The organism is Nocardioides sp. Leaf307 (assembly GCF_001423135.1).
Taxonomy (GTDB): Bacteria; Actinomycetota; Actinomycetes; order Propionibacteriales; family Nocardioidaceae; genus Nocardioides; species Nocardioides kribbensis.
The window spans coordinates 1,982,204-2,000,661 of sequence record NZ_LMNY01000001.1; the positions used below are offsets into that span (position 1 = coordinate 1,982,204).

The 18,458-nt window shown below is 75.7% G+C and carries 15 protein-coding genes and 1 tRNA gene; 5 read left to right on the top strand and 11 right to left on the bottom strand.

Features of this window, described 5'->3' with window-relative positions; all coding sequences use genetic code 11:
- Positions 1 to 89 precede the first annotated feature (89 nt).
- Positions 90 to 608: a nucleoside deaminase gene (locus ASF50_RS09080; RefSeq protein ID WP_056904112.1), complete on the top strand. Its 519-nt coding sequence runs from the start codon at positions 90 to 92 to the stop codon at positions 606 to 608.
- 56 nt (positions 609 to 664) lie between these two features.
- On the opposite strand, the gene ASF50_RS09085 is transcribed toward ASF50_RS09080, so the two are convergent.
- Genes ASF50_RS09085 through ASF50_RS09095 form a run of 3 tightly spaced genes read right to left on the bottom strand, consistent with a single transcriptional unit; the run spans position 665 to position 3,696 of the window.
- Positions 665 to 1,429, bottom strand: a complete 765-nt coding sequence (locus ASF50_RS09085; protein ID WP_056904113.1) for a hypothetical protein — start codon at positions 1,427 to 1,429, stop codon at positions 665 to 667.
- Positions 1,426 to 2,112 (bottom strand): SatD family protein, encoded by a 687-nt coding sequence (locus ASF50_RS09090; RefSeq protein ID WP_056904114.1) that lies wholly within the window; start codon positions 2,110 to 2,112, stop codon positions 1,426 to 1,428. The genes ASF50_RS09085 and ASF50_RS09090 overlap by 4 nt, the downstream gene beginning before the upstream one ends.
- Positions 2,113 to 2,160: 48 nt before the next feature.
- The gene (locus tag ASF50_RS09095; protein WP_082502934.1) at positions 2,161 to 3,696 is read right to left on the bottom strand and encodes a DHA2 family efflux MFS transporter permease subunit; all 1,536 of its coding nucleotides are present in this window, start codon (positions 3,694 to 3,696) and stop codon (positions 2,161 to 2,163) included.
- Between the two features lie 126 nt (positions 3,697 to 3,822).
- On the opposite strand from ASF50_RS09095, the gene ASF50_RS09100 reads away from it, so the two are divergent.
- Positions 3,823 to 4,410, top strand: a complete 588-nt coding sequence (locus tag ASF50_RS09100) for a TetR family transcriptional regulator (protein WP_056904115.1) — start codon at positions 3,823 to 3,825, stop codon at positions 4,408 to 4,410.
- Positions 4,411 to 4,413: 3 nt separating this feature from the next.
- Here ASF50_RS09100 and ASF50_RS09105 read toward each other — a convergent pair whose 3' ends face one another.
- On the bottom strand, positions 4,414 to 4,794 hold the full coding sequence (locus ASF50_RS09105) for a hypothetical protein (protein WP_056904116.1): 381 nt from the start codon (positions 4,792 to 4,794) through the stop codon (positions 4,414 to 4,416).
- 87 nt (positions 4,795 to 4,881) lie between these two features.
- Positions 4,882 to 6,270: a glycoside hydrolase family 30 beta sandwich domain-containing protein gene (locus ASF50_RS09110; RefSeq protein ID WP_056904117.1), complete on the bottom strand. Its 1,389-nt coding sequence runs from the start codon at positions 6,268 to 6,270 to the stop codon at positions 4,882 to 4,884.
- A 249-nt stretch (positions 6,271 to 6,519) separates the two neighbouring features.
- Between ASF50_RS09110 and ASF50_RS09115 the strand changes: the two genes are divergently transcribed.
- The 3 genes from ASF50_RS09115 to ASF50_RS09125 all read left to right on the top strand — a co-directional run bounded on the left by ASF50_RS09115 (position 6,520) and on the right by ASF50_RS09125 (position 10,194).
- Positions 6,520 to 7,104: a TetR/AcrR family transcriptional regulator gene (locus ASF50_RS09115; RefSeq protein WP_056904118.1), complete on the top strand. Its 585-nt coding sequence runs from the start codon at positions 6,520 to 6,522 to the stop codon at positions 7,102 to 7,104.
- On the top strand, positions 7,101 to 8,354 hold the full coding sequence (locus ASF50_RS09120; protein WP_082502938.1) for a GDSL-type esterase/lipase family protein: 1,254 nt from the start codon (positions 7,101 to 7,103) through the stop codon (positions 8,352 to 8,354). The genes ASF50_RS09115 and ASF50_RS09120 overlap by 4 nt, the downstream gene beginning before the upstream one ends.
- Before the next feature lie 106 nt (positions 8,355 to 8,460).
- Positions 8,461 to 10,194, top strand: coding sequence for a histidine kinase dimerization/phospho-acceptor domain-containing protein (locus ASF50_RS09125; RefSeq protein ID WP_156718179.1), 1,734 nt, complete (start codon positions 8,461 to 8,463; stop codon positions 10,192 to 10,194).
- A gap of 80 nt (positions 10,195 to 10,274) precedes the next feature.
- Here ASF50_RS09125 and ASF50_RS18465 read toward each other — a convergent pair whose 3' ends face one another.
- From ASF50_RS18465 to larA, 6 genes are all read right to left on the bottom strand, one after another.
- A complete protein-coding gene (locus tag ASF50_RS18465; RefSeq protein ID WP_082502940.1) occupies positions 10,275 to 10,478 on the bottom strand; it encodes a hypothetical protein in 204 nt (67 codons plus the stop codon).
- Positions 10,479 to 10,580: 102 nt separating this feature from the next.
- Positions 10,581 to 10,654, bottom strand: a tRNA-Pro gene (locus ASF50_RS09130).
- A 121-nt stretch (positions 10,655 to 10,775) separates the two neighbouring features.
- Complete coding sequence (locus tag ASF50_RS09135; protein ID WP_056904120.1) at positions 10,776 to 14,222, bottom strand: error-prone DNA polymerase; 3,447 nt, start codon at positions 14,220 to 14,222, stop codon at positions 10,776 to 10,778.
- Complete coding sequence (locus tag ASF50_RS19645) at positions 14,222 to 15,970, bottom strand: Y-family DNA polymerase (RefSeq protein ID WP_235557624.1); 1,749 nt, start codon at positions 15,968 to 15,970, stop codon at positions 14,222 to 14,224. Before ASF50_RS19645 ends, ASF50_RS09135 begins: the two co-directional genes overlap by 1 nt.
- Complete coding sequence (locus ASF50_RS19260) at positions 15,970 to 16,761, bottom strand: hypothetical protein (RefSeq protein WP_414855736.1); 792 nt, start codon at positions 16,759 to 16,761, stop codon at positions 15,970 to 15,972. Before ASF50_RS19260 ends, ASF50_RS19645 begins: the two co-directional genes overlap by 1 nt.
- Before the next feature lie 102 nt (positions 16,762 to 16,863).
- A complete protein-coding gene (larA, locus tag ASF50_RS09150) occupies positions 16,864 to 18,222 on the bottom strand; it encodes a nickel-dependent lactate racemase (protein ID WP_082502942.1) in 1,359 nt (452 codons plus the stop codon).
- Positions 18,223 to 18,458 lie beyond the last annotated feature (236 nt).

The window sequence follows — 18,458 nt, forward strand, 5'->3', positions numbered from 1 at the left end:
TGAGCGCAGGCCCCTGCGGGCCGTGGTGGTGTGGCACCTCACCCGCGCGGCCGTCCCCGGCCGCCCCACCACGACCCGCAGGAGTCCTCGTGACCGCACCCCACCGCGACGCGCCCACCGGGGCGGAGGCCGGCCACGACCCGCGCCACGCGCAGCGCGCCGTCGAGCTCGCGCTGCTCAACGTCGACCAGGGCGGCAAGCCCTTCGCCTGCGTGGTGGTCGACGCCGCGACGGGCGAGGTGGTCGTGGAGGCGGCCAACCAGGTCGCCCAGTCCGGCGACCCGACCGCCCACGCCGAGATCACCGCGATCCGCGACCTCGCCGCCCGGGGGCGCTCCGACCTCGAGGGCTGCGACGTCTACGTCACCGCCTACCCCTGCCCCATGTGCCTCGGCGCGCTCTACTACGCCGCACCCGACCGGGTGCTCTTCGGCGCGACCCGCGAGCAGGAGGGCGAGCACTACGAGGACGGTGGCCGCTGGATGACCCTGGCGAGCTTCTACGACGAGTACGCCCGGGAGCCCGCGGACCGCAGCCTGCCCGCGGCCCAGGTGGCGGTCGAGGACCCGACCGCGCCGTTCCGTGCCTGGTCGGAGCGCCACGGCTGAGGCCGGTCACCTTCACTGTGACGCAGTGAAGGCCCAGGCTTGACAGGGCTGGTGGATCAGGCCAGGTGGATCAGTGCGGCGCCGCCGAGGGCGAGCAGCCAGCTGGCGAAGCTGCCGATGAGGAAGTACTCGGTCACGTCGCTCGGCCCGTCGGCGGGCAGCCCCGGGTCGCGCTGGGCGCGCTGCAGCTCGGGGAACCGCAGCAGCCCCTTGGCCGCCACGACGATGGCGGCCGCGGTGAGCTCGCCCAGCGCTCCCAGGCCGGTCAGGAAGACGCGCTCCATCGGGCCCAGCACGCGCCCGCCCTTGAGCTGCTTCTCCCCCGAGGTCGCGGGCACGCCGACGGCGTCGAGCAGGAGGCGGACCAGGATGTTGGCCGTCACCAGCTGCGCGAGCACGACGCCGGTGGCGACCAGGAGGTCGGCGGCGGGCCAGCGCGCGAGGAGCGTGGCGTCCAGGCGGGCGGGCCAGGCCGGCTCCGAGCCCACCAGCTGCACCCCCAGCACGGCGACGGCGGCGCCGGCCACCGGCGCCGCGAAGGCGACCACCCGCGCGCGTGAGCGCGACCGGGCGGGGAGCCCCACGTCCATCGCCCGCGCCGACGCCAGCAGCCACACCACGAGCGCGACGGCCAGCAGGAGGAAGAGGGCGACGACCTCGCCCGCCCCGAGGTCGAGGAGCACCAGCCCGACCAGCAGCGGCGCGAGGCCCGCGACGAGGCAGCCGAGCAGCCGACCGCGGCTGAGGAGGTCGTGGGAGGGGCGACCGAGGTCGCAGGCCCCCAGGGCCATCAGCCACAGCCCCACCAGCACCAGGCTCACCGCTGCTCCTCCCGACCGGCCGTCGCCGGCCCCGTCGCCGATCCCGCCCCAGAGTCCGCCTCGGTCTCTCCCGCTGCGAAGCTGAGGTGAGCATCGCGCAGCGCACCGACACCGCGGGCGAACTGCTGGCTGACCGCCGACCGCGAGATGCCCTGGTCGGCGGCGATCTCCGCCTGGGAGCGGCCCTGGAGCGCCGCGAGCGCCAGGCTGCGGCCGCGGTCGCCGAGGCGGTCGAGCAGCGCGTCGCGGGTGAGCAGGAAGGCGTTGACCGGGCCGGCGTGGGTGCCGCCGGCCCCGGCGTCGTACCAGGTGCGGCTGGAGGCGCGGCGTGGGCGTCCCAGCACGTCGAGGGCCTCGCGGGCGGCCCACCAGCCCGGCCCGTCCTGCAGCAGCGGGGTGCGCTGGTCGTCGTAGACCGTGACCTCGCCGTGGCCCAGACCGCAGCGCACGTCGACGTCGGGCAGCAGGGCCAGGCGCACCAGGGCGGTGGCCAGCACCGCGTCGGCCAGGGTCGTGAAGGCTCCCTGGAGCTCGTCGCCCACGGTCGCCTCGAGGCGCTGAGCCGGGGTCAGGGCGCGGGAGACCTCGGCGAGCACCTCGACGATGCGCCGCTGGGCCGCACCGCGGTCGGGCAGGTCGCGGGAGCCGACGACGTCGCCGATGAGGGTGAAGAGCTGCACCATCGGTCAAGCATATCGCTGAACTAGACCAAAGTTAAGCCATGATCTGGATCAGCTGACCGAGGCGGACTCGTCGCTCCCACGCTTGCCCGCCCGGCTCCGGTCCGTGCCGGGCTCGGCCGCCGGCTGCGGTGCGGACGCTGCGGCCGCCGGGGTCCGCACGAGCAGTGCGAGCAGCACGGCCACCGCCGAGACCACGCCTCCCCAGAGCAGGGCGTCCTGCACGCCGGACGCCGTGGCGGCCGCGGCGGGCGACCCGCCCTCGGCGGCCCGCGTCGCGCCACGGGTCATCACCGTCACGAAGAGCGCCGTGCCCGCTGCGCCGGCCACCTGCTGCACCGTGCTCACGATGGCGCTGCCGTGGGAGTAGAGGTGCGGGGGCAGCGAGCCCAGCGCGGAGGTCAGCAGCGGCGTGAACATGAGCGCGATGCCGATGCTCAGCAGCACGTGGGCACCCACGACGGTGGCCGTGGCCGTGCCCTGGTCGAAGGTGCTCATCAGCCACAGCGCCGCACTGGCCACCACCGCGCCCGGCGGCACCAGGGGACGTGGGCCCACGCGGTCGAAGACCCGACCGACGACCGGTGCCATGAGGCCCATGACGACACCGCCGGGCAGCAGGACCAGGCCGGTGCGCAGCGTGGAGAGGCCCAGGACGTCCTGCAGGAAGATGGGCAGCAGGATGAGGGTGCCGAAGAGCGCCATCATCGCCACCACGACGAGGGCGACGGCGACGGCGAAGGCCCGCGACCCGAAGGCCCGCAGGTCGAGCAGCGCCCGCTCCCCCAGCCGCAGCTGCCGGTGCACGAACAGGCCGAGGGCCACGAGGCCGACTCCGAGGGGCACCCAGGGCGAGACCGGGGCGTCGCCCGAGGCGCTCTCGCCGATGCTGCTGAGGCCGTAGACCAGGCCGCTGAAGCCGAGGGCGGAGAGCACGACGGAGGCGACGTCGACCGGCACCGCGGTGCGCTCGGCCACGTCGCGGACCCACAGGCGCCCGAGCCCGAGCGCGAGCACCGCGATCGGCAGGACGATCCAGAACATCCATCGCCAGCTCAGCTGGTCGAGCACGACCCCCGACACCGTCGGGCCGACCGCCGGAGCCACCGAGATGACGATGGAGATCGTGCCCATCATGCGGCCGCGACGCTCGGCCGGCACGAGGTTGAGGATCGTGGTGATCAGCAGCGGCATCATGATGGCGGTGCCGGAGGCCTGCACCACCCGGGCGAGCACGAGCACCCCGAAGGTGGGGGCCAGCGCCGCGAGCAGCGTGCCGGCGGTGAACGCCGACATGGCCACCGTGAAGAGCGTGCGCAGCGAGAAGCGGCCGATGAGGTAGCCGGTGACCGGGATGACCACGGCCATGGTCAGCAGGAACGCGGTGGTGATCCACTGCGCGGTCGACGCCGCGATCGAGAACTCCCCCATCAGACGCGGCAGGGCCACGCTCATGATCGTCTCGTTGAGGATCACCACGAAGGCGGAGCCGACCAGCAGTGCGATCAGGCGCGCCGCACCCGGCGGCAGGCCCGCGCCGGGGTCCGCCGGGGCGGGGGCGTGGGGGTCGGTGAGCGTGTCGGGCACGAGGCTTCCCTCTCGGTGGCGGTGCGACGGCGGCAGGGGACGGACGGCGCGGCGCCGCTCCTCCCCGGGATCTTTCTGCACGGAGTACAACTTTGCACGTCGTCGGTTTTGTTCCACACTTCCCGGATGGGTCTGCGCGAGGACAAGAAGCAGGCCGCGTGGCAGGAGATCCGCGGCGCGGCCTGGCGCCTCTTCGCCGAGCGCGGTTTCGACGCGGTCAGCGTCGAGGAGATCGCCGGCGCCGCCGGCGTCTCGCGCAGCACCTTCTTCAACTACTTCCGCACCAAGGAAGCGGTGGTCGTCGACCCCGCGCCCCGTGTCGTACGCCGCCTCGACGACCTCCTGGCCGCGCAGCCGGTCGAGCGCGAGGCCTGGGAGGCGCTCACCGCGGTGCTGGTCGGGCTGACCCGGGCCGACCGTGACGACATGGTCGCGCGCCGCCGACTGGTCGCCGACAGTCCGGAGCTGCAGCGCGGCGTCCACGAGCTCGGCGAGCAGCTCGCCGCGCAGCTCGTGGCGTGGATGACGACCCGCCTGCCGCACGATCCGATCGGGGCCGCCCTGGTGGTGGAGCTGTCGCTCGCCGCCACCCGCACCGCGTGGGCGGCGTGGCCCGAGGACGCCGGGGTGGACGCCTACCTCGCACTGCTCCAGGACTGCCTCGGCCGCGCGCGGCCCGCCGCGTACGGGCACGGTCGACCCGAGGCGCACTGAGGCTCACCGGCGCATCGCCCGCCAGGTGCGCTCGGAGCGCAGCCAGGAGGCGACGACCCGGGCGCAGGCGGCCGGGTCGGCCGCGACGGTCTCGCACCGTCGGCCACGACCGCCGCCCGCAGCCCAGGGCTGCACGCACACCCGCGTGCCGCCGGAGCGGTCGCTGCTCCGGTCACCGCCTCGGTCACCGCCTCGGTCACCGCCTCGGTCACCGGCGCACGAGCCCGGTCGCAGGCAGCCGGTGCGCACCAGCACCGCGCCCACCTCCTGCCGCACCACGGCGCGCAGCGCCTCGAGGACAGGGGCGTGCGTCGGGCCGCAGCCGCCCGCCGCACACACCCCGACCGCCACCGTGGGCTCGCCGTCCTGACGCGTCCTGGCCATCACGCACCTCCTCGCCTCGGGCCGCACCTGCGACCACCAGCCACCGTACATGAGAATGATTCTCGTCAGTGTGGCGCGGGGCAGGCGTCAGGCGACCGTGCCCTCCCAGGTGAAGACCGCCCCGGCCTCGACGGCGTAGGTCCGCGAGGTCGTGCCCCCGACGACCACCCGCACCAGCTGGGTCTGCCCGGTGTCGTTGTAGCCGTAGACCCCGACCGTGCCGTCGGGGCGCACGAAGGCCGAGGACCACACGCTCCAGCTGGTGGTGGAGCTGGCCACGCTGACCGCCCCCGGACGGGCCGCCCGCGCCAGCTGCGCGAGCACGGCGTGCTCCGGGCCGGTCGTCACCGTGCGGTCGGGCGCCACGGCGAGCACGCCGCGGCAGGTCTTGCAGCCCCACCGCGACCCGGCGTCGAGACCCACGCCGGGGGTCGTGCTGAGCGCGGCGTTCCAGAACATCAGCCCGCCGGAGCCGGCCCGCACGCTGCGCACGACGAGGTGGGCGGAGTCCCAGCGGAAGGTGCCCCACCGGGAGTCGGTGGTGCCGGTGCACTCGGTGAGGATCGACGGCACGGCGAGGTCCGCCATCTGGTCCGGGGTCCCGCCGTAGCAGTGGAAGGCCGCGGCGGCGTGCGCGCCGGGCGCCTGCGCCAGCACCGCGTCGACGCGCGCCCGGTCGCTCCAGTTGTGGTCCACGGCCCACAGGTCGACGCCGAGCGCCCGCAGCCGGGGCGCGACCGCGGCGGCCACCCGTGCCAGCTGCTCGTCACTCATGCGCATGGTCGTGTAGTCGCTGGCGTGCCCGGGTTCGTTGACGATGCTGAGCGCCGAGACCGGCACACCGCGTTCGCGCAGCCAGGCCGCCTGGGCCACGAGCATCGAGGCGTAGGACGCCTCCGCGCCCACCAGGAGCGACCCGCCGCGCAGCGAGCGGGAGTCCTTCATCGAGGCCGGTGCCGACCAGGGGGCCACGACGACCTCCAGGTCGGGGTTGAGCGGCAGGGCCCGGGTCAGCAGGTAGTCCACCGCCCTCCTGGCCTCGGCGGGCGGCGTCACCCTGCGCCCGTCCCACCCCCACGTCCACAACCGGGTGGAGAAGTCGGTCGACGACAGCGGGAGGCGCACCCAGTCCAGCCGTGCACCGTCGGCGCGGGTGCGGTCGAAGAGCAGGCGGGTGGCGGCGTCGTTGCCACCGAGCTGGACGACGGCGGCGTCGGTGAGGGCGGCGCCGACCCCGCGCCAGACCTGCGCGCGGCGCGAGGTGTCGACGGTGACCGTCGCGGTGGCCGCGGCGGTCGTCGCGGCCACGGGCACGACCGTGCGGGCGGCGTCGGCGCCCGACGACAGCGTCATCCGGTCCACCGTGACGACGCTAGCGCCCAGGTGCACCGGCACGCGCGGGCGGGCGGAGGCGGTGGCGCCCAGCGCCAGGACGAGGGCCAGCCCGACGAGCAGGGCGAGGCCGCGGCGGGTCACGTGTCGCGGCGTACGGCGGGGGCGTGCGGGCGTGGCGGACGAGGGGGTGTCGGGGGTCATCGCTGTCGTTCCTGGTGGGTCCGGCGTCAGGGGGGTGCCGGGCAGTCGCACCATCGGCGGCGGGCGGGCCGACCGGAGGGGTTCGAGGTCACCGTCCGGTCTCGGAGGGTGGTGCCGGACGTCGACTTGCCTATGACTCGTAGGCAGATGCAGGATGTGCTTAGCAATACCGGGACGGAGACACACGACATGGCGCGCGCAGGACTCACGACGCAGCGACTCACCCTCGAGGCCGCCGACCTGGCCGACGAGGCCGGCTTCGCCGCGGTCACCCCCGCCGCGCTCGCCCGGCGCGTGGGGGTGCGACCCGCGAGCCTCTACTCCCACCTGCGCGATGCCGACGACCTGCGCACCCGCGTCGCCCTGCTGGCCCTGCAGGAGATGGCCGACCGGGTCGCCGCGGCCGTCGCCGGCCGCGCCGGCAAGGACGCCCTCGTCGCCTTCGGCGGTGCCTACCGCGACTACGCCCGGGAGCACCCCGGCCGTCACGACGCCGCGAGGCTGCGGCTCGACCCCGCCACGGCCGCCGCCAGCGCCGGTCCGCGCCACGCCGAGCTGGCCCGCGCGGTGCTCCGTGGCTACGACCTCACCGGGGAGGACCAGACCCACGCCGTGCGCCTGCTCGGCAGCGTCTTCCACGGCTACACCAGCCTCGAGGCGGCCGGTGGCTTCGGCCACAGCAGCCCCGACAGCGACACCACCTGGCGCCGCACGCTCGACGCGCTCGACGTGCTGCTGCGCCGTTGGCCCGACCCCACCCAGGAGACACCGTGACCCACGACCCCCTCCCCTCGACCCCCACCTCGTCCAGCGGCTCCCCCGCCTCCCCCGGGACGGACCCCGGCGCCGCACTCGCGCACCGGGTCTCGTTCACCACCCCGGCCGGGCACGCCCTCGTCCGCGGTGTGCTCGACCTCGAGGACACCGACCGCGGACTCGTGCCGCACCGGCTGCCCCGGTGGGTGCGCGAGCGCCATGCCGACGCCCAACTGGCGATGGCGCAGTCGCAGACCTCCGGCGTGCGGCTGCTGGTGCGCACCCGGGCCACGACGCTCGCCCTGGAGGCCGTGCCCACCAAGCGGGTCTACCCCGGCCTGCCCGCCCGTCCCGACGGCGTCTACGACCTGCTGGTCGACGACGTGCCGACCGCCGACGCCACCATCCGCGGAGGCGACACCGTCACCCTCGACATGGCCGCCGGAACCGCACGCCACGACCTGGGCCCCGCCGGCACCGCCACCTTCACCGGTCTGCCCGGCCACGACAAGACCGTCGAGATCTGGCTGCCCCACGACGAGACGACCACCCTGGTCTCGCTGGGCTCCGACGCCCCGGTCGGCCCCGCCGAGCGTGCCGACCGCCCGGTCTGGCTGCACCACGGCAGCTCCCTGAGCCACGGGTCCTTCGCCGCGAGCCCCACGGGCACGTGGCCGGCGGTCGCGGCCCGTGCCGCCGGGGTCGAGCTGGTCAACCTCGGACTGGGCGGCAGCGCCCTGCTCGATCCCTTCCTGGCCCGCACGCTGCGCGACACCCCGGCCGACCTGATCAGCCTCGAGATCGGCATCAACGTCGTCAACGCCGACCTGATGCGGCTGCGCGCCTTCGTGCCCGCGGTCCACGGCTTCCTCGACACCATCCGTGACGGACACCCCGACACGCCCCTGCTCGTGCTCTCCCCGCTGCTGTGCCCTCTCCACGAGGACACCCCCGGGCCGACCGCTCCCGACCTCGACGCCCTGCGCGCCGGCGAGCTGCGCTTCGTCGCCACGGGCGACCCGTCCGAGGTCGCCGCGGGCCGGCTCACGCTCTCCGTCGTACGCCGCGCGCTCGCGGGCCTGGTCGCGGCGCGGGCCGACGACCCCCACCTGCACCTGCTCGACGGCCTGGAGCTCTACGACGAGGCCGACCACGCCCGGCACCCGCTCGTGGACGGCCTCCACCCGGGGCCCGAGACGCACCGCGAGGCGGGTGAGCGCTTCGCCCGTGTCGCGCTGGGCGGTCCTTTCGGGGCGCTGGCACACTGACCGCGCCGGGGGGCTCGGCAGGCGCCTGCGCCGCAACCCCTCAGCGTGTCGGTCCTCGTGCCGATGTGGACCGGAGGTCGTGCTCGGGAGCGGAGGTGGTGCACCGGTGGCAGCATCGGGAGCGTCCCGTGCGCGCCTCCTCGGTGTGGTCGCGTGGGTCGCCGGGTTCACCCTCGCCGCGGAGGTCGGGCTGCACACCAGGCCCCCGGGCTCGCCGATCGCTCTGTTCTGGCCCGCCGCGGCCGTGGCGGTCGCCTGGCTCGTCCTGCGACCGGGCCGCTCCGACCGCGCCGTGGCCCTCGTGGCGATGGGAGCGGTGCTGGCCGTCGAGGCCTCGACCGTGTTCGAGGCGCCGTCGGGCGTGGCCCTGACCGTGCTGGCTCACCTCGCGCTGTGCGGCGGCTGCACCGTCGGGCTCGAGGTCACGACGCGACGGCGCGGTCGGCTGCGACACCACGACCTGCTCACGGCCCTGCGCTCGAGCGCCGGCCTGGTCGCCCTGGCGGCCAGCGCCCTGGCGGCCTCCGCGGCGACGGCGCCCGTCATCGGGGCGGCCGTGCTCGCCGACGGGGGCGGCTGGTCCTGGGAGACCGTGGTGGCCTGGACCGGCCGGAGCTCGGTGACCGTGACGGTGCTGGTCGGCACCCTGGTCGCCCTGCGCCGCGCACCCACCGCCCGCGCGCCCCAGGAGGGGACCGGCCTCCGCTGGGGCTACCACCTCCTGGGCCCCACCGGGCGCGCCCGCGCCCGGTCGACGAGCCGGCTGGAGTACGCCGCACTGGTCGCGACCACCGCGGCGGTCCTCGCACTGATCTACGGGGTCGCCTCCCAGCTCCCGATCGCCTTCGTGCTCATGGCGGTCGCCGCCTGGGCCGGGACCCGCTTCTCGCCGGAGGCCGCGGCGGTCCACGTCACCGGCACCGCCCTGGTCCTCGTCGCCCTCACCTCGCAGGGCCTCGGCGTGCTCGCCGCCGTCGACGACCCCCTGCTGCGCGCCCTCGTCGCCCAGCTCTTCGTGGGCACCTGCTTCGTCCTGGCCATGCTCCTGGCCTACGGCGAGGAGCGTCATGGGCTGCTCGCCGCCCGCCTGCTGGCCTCCGAGGCAGCGGCGCGGTCGCAGGCCGAGCTGCTGGGGGCGGTGACCTCGTCGATGGCCGACGCCCTCGTGGTGCTCGACGCCGACGGCACCGTGGTGCTGTCCAACCACACCGCCGACGCGCTGCTGGCCGGGTCCACCGCGATCAACATGGCCGATCCCGGCCAGCACGGCTTCCACCTCCCCGACGGCACCCCGATCCGTCTCGACGACGGCCTGCACACCCGGGCGCTGGGCGGCGAGACGATCCTGGGCGAGCTGGTGCAGCACGTCGACAGCGGCACCGGGGAGCGCACCTTCCACTCCGTCAGCGGAGCCCCCCTGCCCACCGCCTCCGGGCGAAGGGTCGCGGTCTTCCTGCTGCGCGACGTCACCCGGGAGCAGATGCACCTGCGCCAGGTGCAGGGATTCGCGGGCATGGTGGCCCACGACCTCAAGTCACCCCTGGCCAGCCTGGCGGGGTGGCACCAGCTGCTCGCCGACGAGCTCGAGCGCCTCGGCGCGGACGCCGACGACGCGGCGTCGATGAACCGGCGCATCGGCTCCTCCACCCGGAGGATGGAGCTGCTGATCGACGACCTGCTCGGCTACGCCAGCGCCCAGGCCGCGACCCACCACCCGGAGCCGGTCGACCTCGACACCGTGGTGGCGGAGGTCCTCGCCGACCGCCACGACCTGCGTCCCGGCACGGTCGTCTGCGACACGGCCCGGCGTACTCGTGGTGCCTCAGCTCGACGTAGGTGACGGGGCGGCGCCGCTCGCCTCAGCGGGTCGGGCCGAGTCGTAGGAGAAGCCGGAGGACCGGGGCTCGCTGGTCCCACCCGTCATCTCAGGCAGCTGCCGCCGGAGACGCCGTACACCGCGCTGTCGTCGGGGGCACGCGACTGCGACCTCTCCAGCGCCTCGATGGTCGTGCGCAGGTCCTCCTGGCACGCGGACACCTCGGCGCGACCGAGGACGTAGCCGGCCAGTCCGGACGTCGCGGCGATCAGGACGGCAGCGATGCCGAGCAGAAGGACCCTGGACACGCACCCATCCTCGCTGTTCTTCCTGTGTCGGAGGAAGTCCCGAGACGCGAGAAGAGGGTGCCAGATCGCTCCGGCACCCTCTCCCACCTGCATCTTCTCCGGTCGGGCTGACAGGATTTGAACCTGCGACCCCTTGACCCCCAGTCAAGTGCGCTACCAAGCTGCGCTACAGCCCGAACCCCGTCCCGTGCGGCCACGCGAGCGTGACCGGGACAGCGCGTGAACACTACAACACCCCGGCTCCCGGTCCGGAATCGACCCCGCCGCACGCACCCGACCGGGCTCCGGGGCGGGCGGTCAGCGGAAGTCGCGGGAGGTCTGGCGCAGCTGGAGGGCCGAGCCCGCACCGGCGATGACCGAGTCGAGGGTGACCACGCGGTCGGCGACCAGGTTGGTCACGCCCTCCTCCCGCTCGAGGATCCCGCGCACCACCACCGCGACCGCGCCCCGCGCCGCGGAGCGGTGGGCGCGCATCACGCCGACCGAGCAGACGACGTTGAGCATCCCGGTCTCGTCCTCGACGTTGAGGAAGGTGATGCCCTGCGCGGTGCCCGGGCGCTGCCGGTGGGTGACCAGGCCCGCGACGTGCACGCGACGGCCGGGCTCGGTGCGCGCGAGGTCGGCCACCGAGGAGATGCCGCTGCCGGTGAGCAGCTCGCGCAGGTGCTCGACCGGGTGGGTCTCGGGCGAGACCCGGGTGGCCCAGAGGTCGGCCAGGGTCACCTCCTCCGCGCTCATGCCGGGCAGCGTCGGCGGGGCCGGCGAGGGTGTGGAGCCGGGCAGGTGGTCGGCGCTCTCCGAGGCGCCCGCGGCCCACAGCGCCTGGCGCCGGTCGAGCCCCAGGCACTCCAGCGCCCCGGCGGTGGCGAGCGCCTCCAGCTGCTGGGTCGACAGCCCCGCGCGTCGTGACAGGTCGGTCACCGAGGTGTACGCCGCCTCCGCGCGCGCGGCCACGATCCGCGCCGCGACGTCGGCGCCGATCCCGCGCACCGAGTCCAGCCCCAGGCGCACGACCAGGTGGCCGTCGCGCCGGTGGGTGCGGGTGGGGTCGGGGCGGGCCGGGTCCCACTCCGCGCGCTCGAAGGACGCCGCGAGGCACTCCTCGAGCCCGGTGGCACCCGCCGTGGGTCCTCCCCGCGCCGCGCCCGGCTCGCCCGGGTCCACCGGCTCGAGCCCGGCCTGCACCCCGGAGCGGGCCAGGTCGGGGCGGCGTACCTCGACGCCGTGGCGGCGGGCGTCGCCCACCAGCGACTGCGGGGAGTAGAAGCCCATCGGCTGGGTGCGCAGCAGGCCGACCAGGAAGGCCGCGGGGTAGTGCAGCTTGAACCACGACGAGGCGTAGACCAGCAGCGCGAAGCTCAGCGCGTGGGACTCCGCGAAGCCGAAGTTGGCGAAGGAGAGGATCTTGACGTAGATCGCGTCGGCGGCGTCGCCGACCAGCCCGCGACGCTCCATGCCGGCGTAGAGCTTCGCCTTGACGCTCTCGATCCGCTCGACGCCGCGCTTGGAGCCCATGGCCCGGCGCAGCAGGTCGGCGTCGTCGCGCGAGCAGTCGCCCAGGGTCACCGCCATCGCCATCAGCTGCTCCTGGAAGAGCGGCACCCCGCGGGTGCGCTCGAGCACCGGCACCAGCTCGGGGTGGTCGTAGACGACCGGCTCCTTGCCGGTGGCCCGGCGCACGTAGGGGTGGACCGCACCGCCCTGGATCGGCCCGGGGCGGATGAGGGCGATCTCGATGGCCAGGTCGTAGAACTCCCGCGGCTGCAGGCGCGGCAGCGTGCCGATCTGGGCCCGGCTCTCGACCTGGAAGACGCCGATGGAGTCGGCGCGGCAGAGCATGTCGTAGACCGCCGGCTCCTCACGCGGGATCGTGGCCAGGGTCCAGCGCTCCCCCAGGTGCTCCTCGGTCAGGCGCATCATGTGGTCGAGCGCGCCGAGCATGCCCAGGCCCAGCAGGTCGAACTTCACCAGCCCCATCGACTCGCAGCCGTCTTTGTCCCACTGCAGCACCGTGCGGTCCTCCATGCGGGCCCGCTCGATCGGGCACACCTCCCCCACCGGGCGCTCGGTCAGCACCATGCCGCCGGAGTGGATGCCGAGGTGGCGCGGCGCCCCCAGCAGCTGCTCGGCCAGCGCCACCACCGGGCGCGGGATGTCGAGCGCGGGGCCGCCCTCGGGGTCGCGGGCGTCGGCGGCCACCACCGAGCTCCAGCCGTCGACCTGCTTCGACCACGCGTCCTGCTGGCCCTGGGAGTGGCCCAGCGCCTTGGCGGCGTCGCGCACCGCCATGCGGGGGCGGTAGGCGACGACGTTGGCGACCTGGGCGGCGTTGCGCCGCCCGTAGGTGCGGTAGACCCACTGGATCACCTCCTCACGCCGGTCGGAGTCGAAGTCGACGTCGATGTCGGGCTCCTCGTCGCGGTGGGCGGAGATGAAGCGCTCGAAGGGCAGGCGGTAGAAGACGGCGTCGACGGCGGTGATGCCGAGCGCGAAGCAGACCGCGGAGCTGGCCGCCGAGCCGCGGCCCTGGCACAGGATGCCGCGCTCGCGGGCGAAGGCGACGATGTCGTGCACGATGACGAAGTAGCCCGCGAAGTCCTTCTCCTCGATCACCCGCAGCTCGTGGTGGACGCGCTCGCGGGCCTCGGCCTCCATCGGCGTGCCGGCGTAGCGCTCCTCGAAGCCCCGCCAGGCCAGCACCCGCAGCCACGAGCTGGGGGTGTGGCCCTCGGGGATGCGGTGCTTGGGCAGGCGCGGGGAGGCCTTGCGCAGGTCGAAGGCCAGCTCCTCGGCCAGCGCGACCGAGCGCCGCACCGCCTCGGGGCGGGTCGCCATCGCCGCGGCCACCTCCGCGCCGCTGCGCAGGTGGGCCGCGCCGGAGAGGTCGAGCCAGCCGTCCATGTCGGCCAGGCTGCGCCGGGCACGCACCGCCGCCATGGCCGCGGCCAGCCGGCGCCCGGAGGGCTGGGCGAAGTGGACGTTGCCCGTGGCGACCACCGGCAGCCCGTGGTCGCGGGCCAGGCCGGCCAGCAGCTCGTTGGCCTCGGCGTCCTGCGGCGTCGGTCGCGCCGAGAGCTCGACGACCACCCCGTCGAGGCCGAAGCGGGCGGTGAGCCGGTCGAGCTCGAGGGCCGCGGCCGTCGGCCCGCCCGCCGCGAGCGCCCGGTGCACCGTGCCCTTGCGGCAGCCGGTGAGCACCACCCAGTGCCCCCGGCCGCGCTCGGCCAGCTCGTCGAGGTCGTGGTCGGGGCGGCCCTTCTCGTCACCGCGCAGGTTGGCCTCGGTCATCGCGCCCGCGAGCCGGTGGTAGCCCTCCACCCCCCGCGCCAGCACCAGCAGGTGGGAGCCCTCGGGATCGGCCACGCCGTTCTGCGGTCGGGTCAGCCCCAGCGACAGCTCGGCGCCGAAGACCGTGCGCAGGTCGTGGACCGCGGCGGCCTCGGCCAGCAGCGGCGCCCCGTGGAAGCCGTCGTGGTCGGTCAGTGCCAGCCCGCTCAGCCCCAGGCGCACCGCCTCCTCCACCAGCTCCCCCGGCGAGCTCGCCCCGTCGAGGAAGCTGAAGTGGGAGTGGCAGTGCAGCTCGGCGTACGGCGTGACCGCCGCCGGACGCTCGATGGGCCGCTGCGAGGGGCGGGCGTGCTTGCGCCGCGAGATCGGCGCGTCCTCGGCACCGGGCGCGCCGGGACGACCGGAGAGCCGTCTCTCCAGCTCGCGCCAGGGCACCGCGGGGTTGGACCAGCCCATCAGTCGTAGCCCGCCTCGAGGGTCCACCCGGCGGTGCTCCACCGCAGCAGCCAGGCGCGACCGTCGACGCCGACGACCTGGAAGCGCGCGGCGCGGGAGCCGTCGGCCGGCGCGGTCTCCGCCCACCACTCCTCGTCGACCGGCCACGGGCCGGCCCAGGAGGCCACCGGCTGCCAGGGCCGCTCACCCGGGCGGCCCGGTGCCCCCGGTGCCCCGCTGGGCGGGTGTGCGCCGGCGCCGACCTGCGGACGGCCGGTGGTGCGGACGACGACCTGCGGGGTGTCCTCGAGGGCCCACAGGCCCTCCTGTGCTCCCGCCCGGCCGCCCGTCTGAGGCACACCGGCGGAACCGGGCGCCGCGACCAGCAGCGCGGCGCCGAAGCGGAAGCGCCGCGGGTCGGCACTCACCGCGCCCCGCTCGCTGACCGCCACCGGGTGGCCGGTCCCGTCGACGACCTCGGCCACCCGCGGCGGGCTGAAGACCCGCACCGGGGGCGGGCCGGGCACCCGGGTCGGCCACGGCCGGTCGAGGGGGCGCAGCCCGGTGGGCCGCTCGCCCCAGGGCACGCTGGCCTGCCGCTCGGCCGGTGAGCGCCCGCCCTGGAGCACGGGACGCAGCACGGACTCGAAGCCGATCATCGCCTGCACCCGCGCCACCCCCCGCTCGACGAGCTCGTCGCTGCCGCCGCCCCACAGCGCCTCGGCGTGGGCCGCGGCGGGCTCGACGGTCTCGGGCACGAAGCGCACCCGCTCCACCGGCGCGCGCACGACGCCCGCGTCGTGGCGCGAGCGCAGCGACCCGCCCTCGCCCTGCAGCTGCCAGTGCACCCGGTCGACGAGGTCGCGCGCGGTGAAGCAGCGCGGGTGCAGCCAGGCCCGGCTGGAGACGACGACGCCCTCGCTCTCGGCCTCGACCCGCACCTCGGTGGCCACCAGCTGGCGCGAGGCGAGCCCGGAGACGAGGCGCTCGGCGGTGGTGCGCACGCTGAAGCAGACGGCCTCCACCGACTCCAGGGGCGGCTCGAAGACGACCTCGACGTCGAGGTCGGGCGGCGGGGTGCGCTCGCCCAGGACGCTGCGGCCCGCGCCGCGCACCCGGTGCCACAGGTCGGCGCCGTAGCGGCCGAAGCGGTCCTGCACCGAGGCCAGCGGCAGCCCGGCCAGGTCGCCCAGCGTGCCCAGCCCGAGACGACCCACCAGCGAGGCGACCTCGCGCCCCGCCTGCCCGTCGCTCTCCAGCACCCGCACCGGCAGTCCGCGCAGGAAGTCGGCCGAGCCGCCCGAGGGCACGACCACGGCCTCCTGCACCGCGGCGGTGCGGGCGGCCTGCTCGGCGGTGAACACGTCGTCGGCCACCCCGATGCGGCAGTCCCAGACCCCGGCGTCGACCAGGGTCTGGGCGACCAGCGCGGCGGCGTGCTCCTCCCCGCCGAAGTAGCGCCCGGGCGCGCGCACCGCGAGCAGCCCGGGTCGCATCGGGGAGACCCCCGGGCGCAGCTCTTCCACGGCCGCGAGCACCGGCTCGAAGTGGCGCGCGTCGCGCTCCGGACCGGCCTCCAGCAGCAGCAGCTCGGGGCAGCGGGCCTGCGCGTCGCGCTTGCGCTGTCCGCGTCGTACGCCGCTGTCGCGGGCCGGGCCGTTGCACACCTCCACCGCGCCGGCGGCCAGCACCGCCGCGGGCAGCTGGCGCGAGCGTCGCGCCTCGGCCAGGCCGGCCACCACCGACCAGTCGGGGCACCACACCACCATCACCCGCACGCGCCGGCCTCCTCGACGACCAGGCCGCCCGGCCCACGCACGCCGACGGGTCCAGCCGGGCCGCCCGGGCCGCGCGGACCGACCGGCTCGAGCGGACCGACCGGCTCGAGCGCCGGGCCCCGGGGGCGGGAGACCCGGGCCGCTCGCTCGGACCGCTCGTCGACGCCGACCAGCGGCGCGTCGATCCCGGGGAACCACACCTCCGCCCGCGCCGGCGGGGCCGTGCCGCGGCGCACGGCGAGGCGGGCCCGGCGCGCGCGCAGCCGGCCGGAGCCGTGGTCGGGGCCCGACCAGCGCGACTCCTCCAGGCTCAGCCGGGCGTCGCAGCGGGGCCAGTCGCCGTGGACGACCAGCACCGAGGAGCGGGTGCGCAGCCGGGCGTCGAGCACGCCCGCGGAGCGGGCGTCGACGCTCGCCGGCGGACGCAGCACCACGACGCGCAGCACGTCGACCAGCGCCGCGGTCACCTCGAGCCAGTGCTCGCCGGGCTCGGGCACCAGCACGGTGCGCGTCAGGTCGACCCCCAGCTCGGCGGCGGCCTCCGCGCCGAAGTCGGCCCAGCCGGCGAAGCCGACCCACTCCCCCGCCCGCGAGGCCTCCGCGGCCAGCGCCAGACCCACCGAGGCGGCGTCGACGGCGTAGGTCGCCCCGGCACGCAGCTGGAGCAGGTCGGAGAGCCCGGCGTGCGTCGCCACGGCCTCCCGCGCCGGCCCGCCCTCCATGGCCGCGACCCGCTCCCGGAGCTGGTCGAGCACCGGGCGGCTGGGGTCGAGGGCGGGCATCGCGGTCACACCCCCATGATCGAACACGTGTTCGATCAGGTCAAGCCGGTCGTCCCCTGGTCGGGCGGTCCTGCGGCGGTCCCCCGGCGCATCCCCGGCCGGTCAGCCGGGTCGGCCGGCGTCGACGTAGGCGATCGTCTGCGGCCCCTCGGGCAGCACGCAGACCCGCGCCCCCGGCCCGACCCGCTCCAGCTCCTCGCGCACCGCCGCGGCGACGTCCTCGACCAGGAAGAGGTGGGCCGTGCGCAGCTCCTCGTCGCTGAGGTGGGTGGTGTGCACCCCGACCCTGGCCCGGGCCAGCACCCGCGCGAGCACCTGCACCTGCCACTGGTCGGGCACGGTCTCGCTGCGCCGCGAGATGGCCTCCAGCAGCGCCTCCGGGCTGTCCTCGGAGGCGAGGACCTCGCGGAAGGTCCCGTGGTCGGGGAAGCCGTCGCGGCACTCCGCGACGCAGACGATGAGCCCGCCGGGCCGCACCACCGTGGCAGCGGCCGTCATGCCCTTCACCGCCTGGTAGAGGTTCTGGTCCAGCGGGAAGCCGGAGTTGCTGGTCACCACGACGTCGAAGAGGTCGGGCACCGCCTGCATCGACAGCTCCCGCACGACCTCGCGCGCCTCGGCGTGCATGGCCAGCAGCTCGCCGCCGAAGGCGCGGACGACCTGCTGCTCGCGGTTGAGCACCACGTCGAGGGCGAAGTCGACCCCGGTGGCCGCGGCGATGGCGCGCACGTCGTCGTGCACGGGGTTGCCCTCGCAGACCGCCCAGGTCGCCTGCTCGCTGCCGATCCGGGCGGCGTCGTGGAGGGTCAGCACGGTCTCCAGGCCGGCCAGCCCCGGGGCGACCAGCTTGGGTCCACCGCTGAAGCCGGCGAAGAAGTGGGGCTCGACGAAGCCCGTGGTGACCTTGACGTCGGCGTCGACCCAGTGGCGGTTGAGCCAGACCGGCACCCCGTCGCCGTGCACCCCCATCCAGCGCAGCACGTCGGGGTCGCGGCTGTCGTGGTTGACGATGCGCACGGTGTCGACCAGGTCGTCGCCGAGCATGGCCCGCAGCTCGGCGTCGGTGTTGGCGCGGTGGGTGCCGGTGGCCACGAGCAGCACGAGGTCCTCACGGGTCACGATCCCCTCGAGCTCGGCGAGGATCGCGCGCACCATGAGCTCGCGCGGCTGCGGACGGGTGGCGTCGCAGAGCGAGATCGCCACGGTCTGCCCGGGACCCACCAGCTCGCGCAGCGGCGGCCCGGCCACGGGGTGCGCCAGGGCCTCGCGCAGGGCGGCCGGCACGTCGGGCGCGGGCTCGCTGTGGGTCGGCGCGACCACCGTCGTGCGGTCGGCGGGGAGCTCCACGTCGAGTCCGGTGGTGCCGTAGGCGACCCGGACCGTGGTCGTCCCGGTGCGGACCGCCGGATCGCTCGTCGAGTCGAACGTCGAGTCGCTCGTCGGATCGGCAGGGTGCGGCACGAGATCTCCTCCGGGGGGTGGCGGCCGCGCCCGTGCGGCCGAGGTCCGATCCTTGGCGGCCGACCGCGTCGAGTCAAACGTCGGGCGTCAGGTCGAACGTCGGATCGAGCGTCGCGGCCCACAGGTCGCGAGGGGGAGTCGCACGAGGGGTCGCCCGCCGCACGGGCGCGGAGCCGCCCGGCACCGGGGTCGCTCCGCCGCACCGGCCCGAGCCCCTCCGGCACAGGCCGGTGGCG

Bases quoted from the DNA above. Each gene is read 5' to 3' on its own strand.
- ASF50_RS09100 (WP_056904115.1), top strand. From the start codon at position 3,823: ATGGGTCTGCGCGAGGACAAGAAGCAGGCCGCGTGGCAGGAGATCCGC.
- ASF50_RS09115 (WP_056904118.1), top strand. From the start codon at position 6,520: ATGGCGCGCGCAGGACTCACGACGCAGCGACTCACCCTCGAGGCCGCC.
- ASF50_RS09105 (WP_056904116.1), bottom strand. From the start codon at position 4,794: ATGGCCAGGACGCGTCAGGACGGCGAGCCCACGGTGGCGGTCGGGGTG.
- ASF50_RS19645 (WP_235557624.1), bottom strand. From the start codon at position 15,970: ATGGTGGTGTGGTGCCCCGACTGGTCGGTGGTGGCCGGCCTGGCCGAG.
- ASF50_RS19260 (WP_414855736.1), bottom strand. From the start codon at position 16,761: ATGCCCGCCCTCGACCCCAGCCGCCCGGTGCTCGACCAGCTCCGGGAG.
- ASF50_RS09135 (WP_056904120.1), bottom strand. From the start codon at position 14,222: ATGGGCTGGTCCAACCCCGCGGTGCCCTGGCGCGAGCTGGAGAGACGG.
- ASF50_RS09090 (WP_056904114.1), bottom strand. From the start codon at position 2,112: ATGGTGCAGCTCTTCACCCTCATCGGCGACGTCGTCGGCTCCCGCGAC.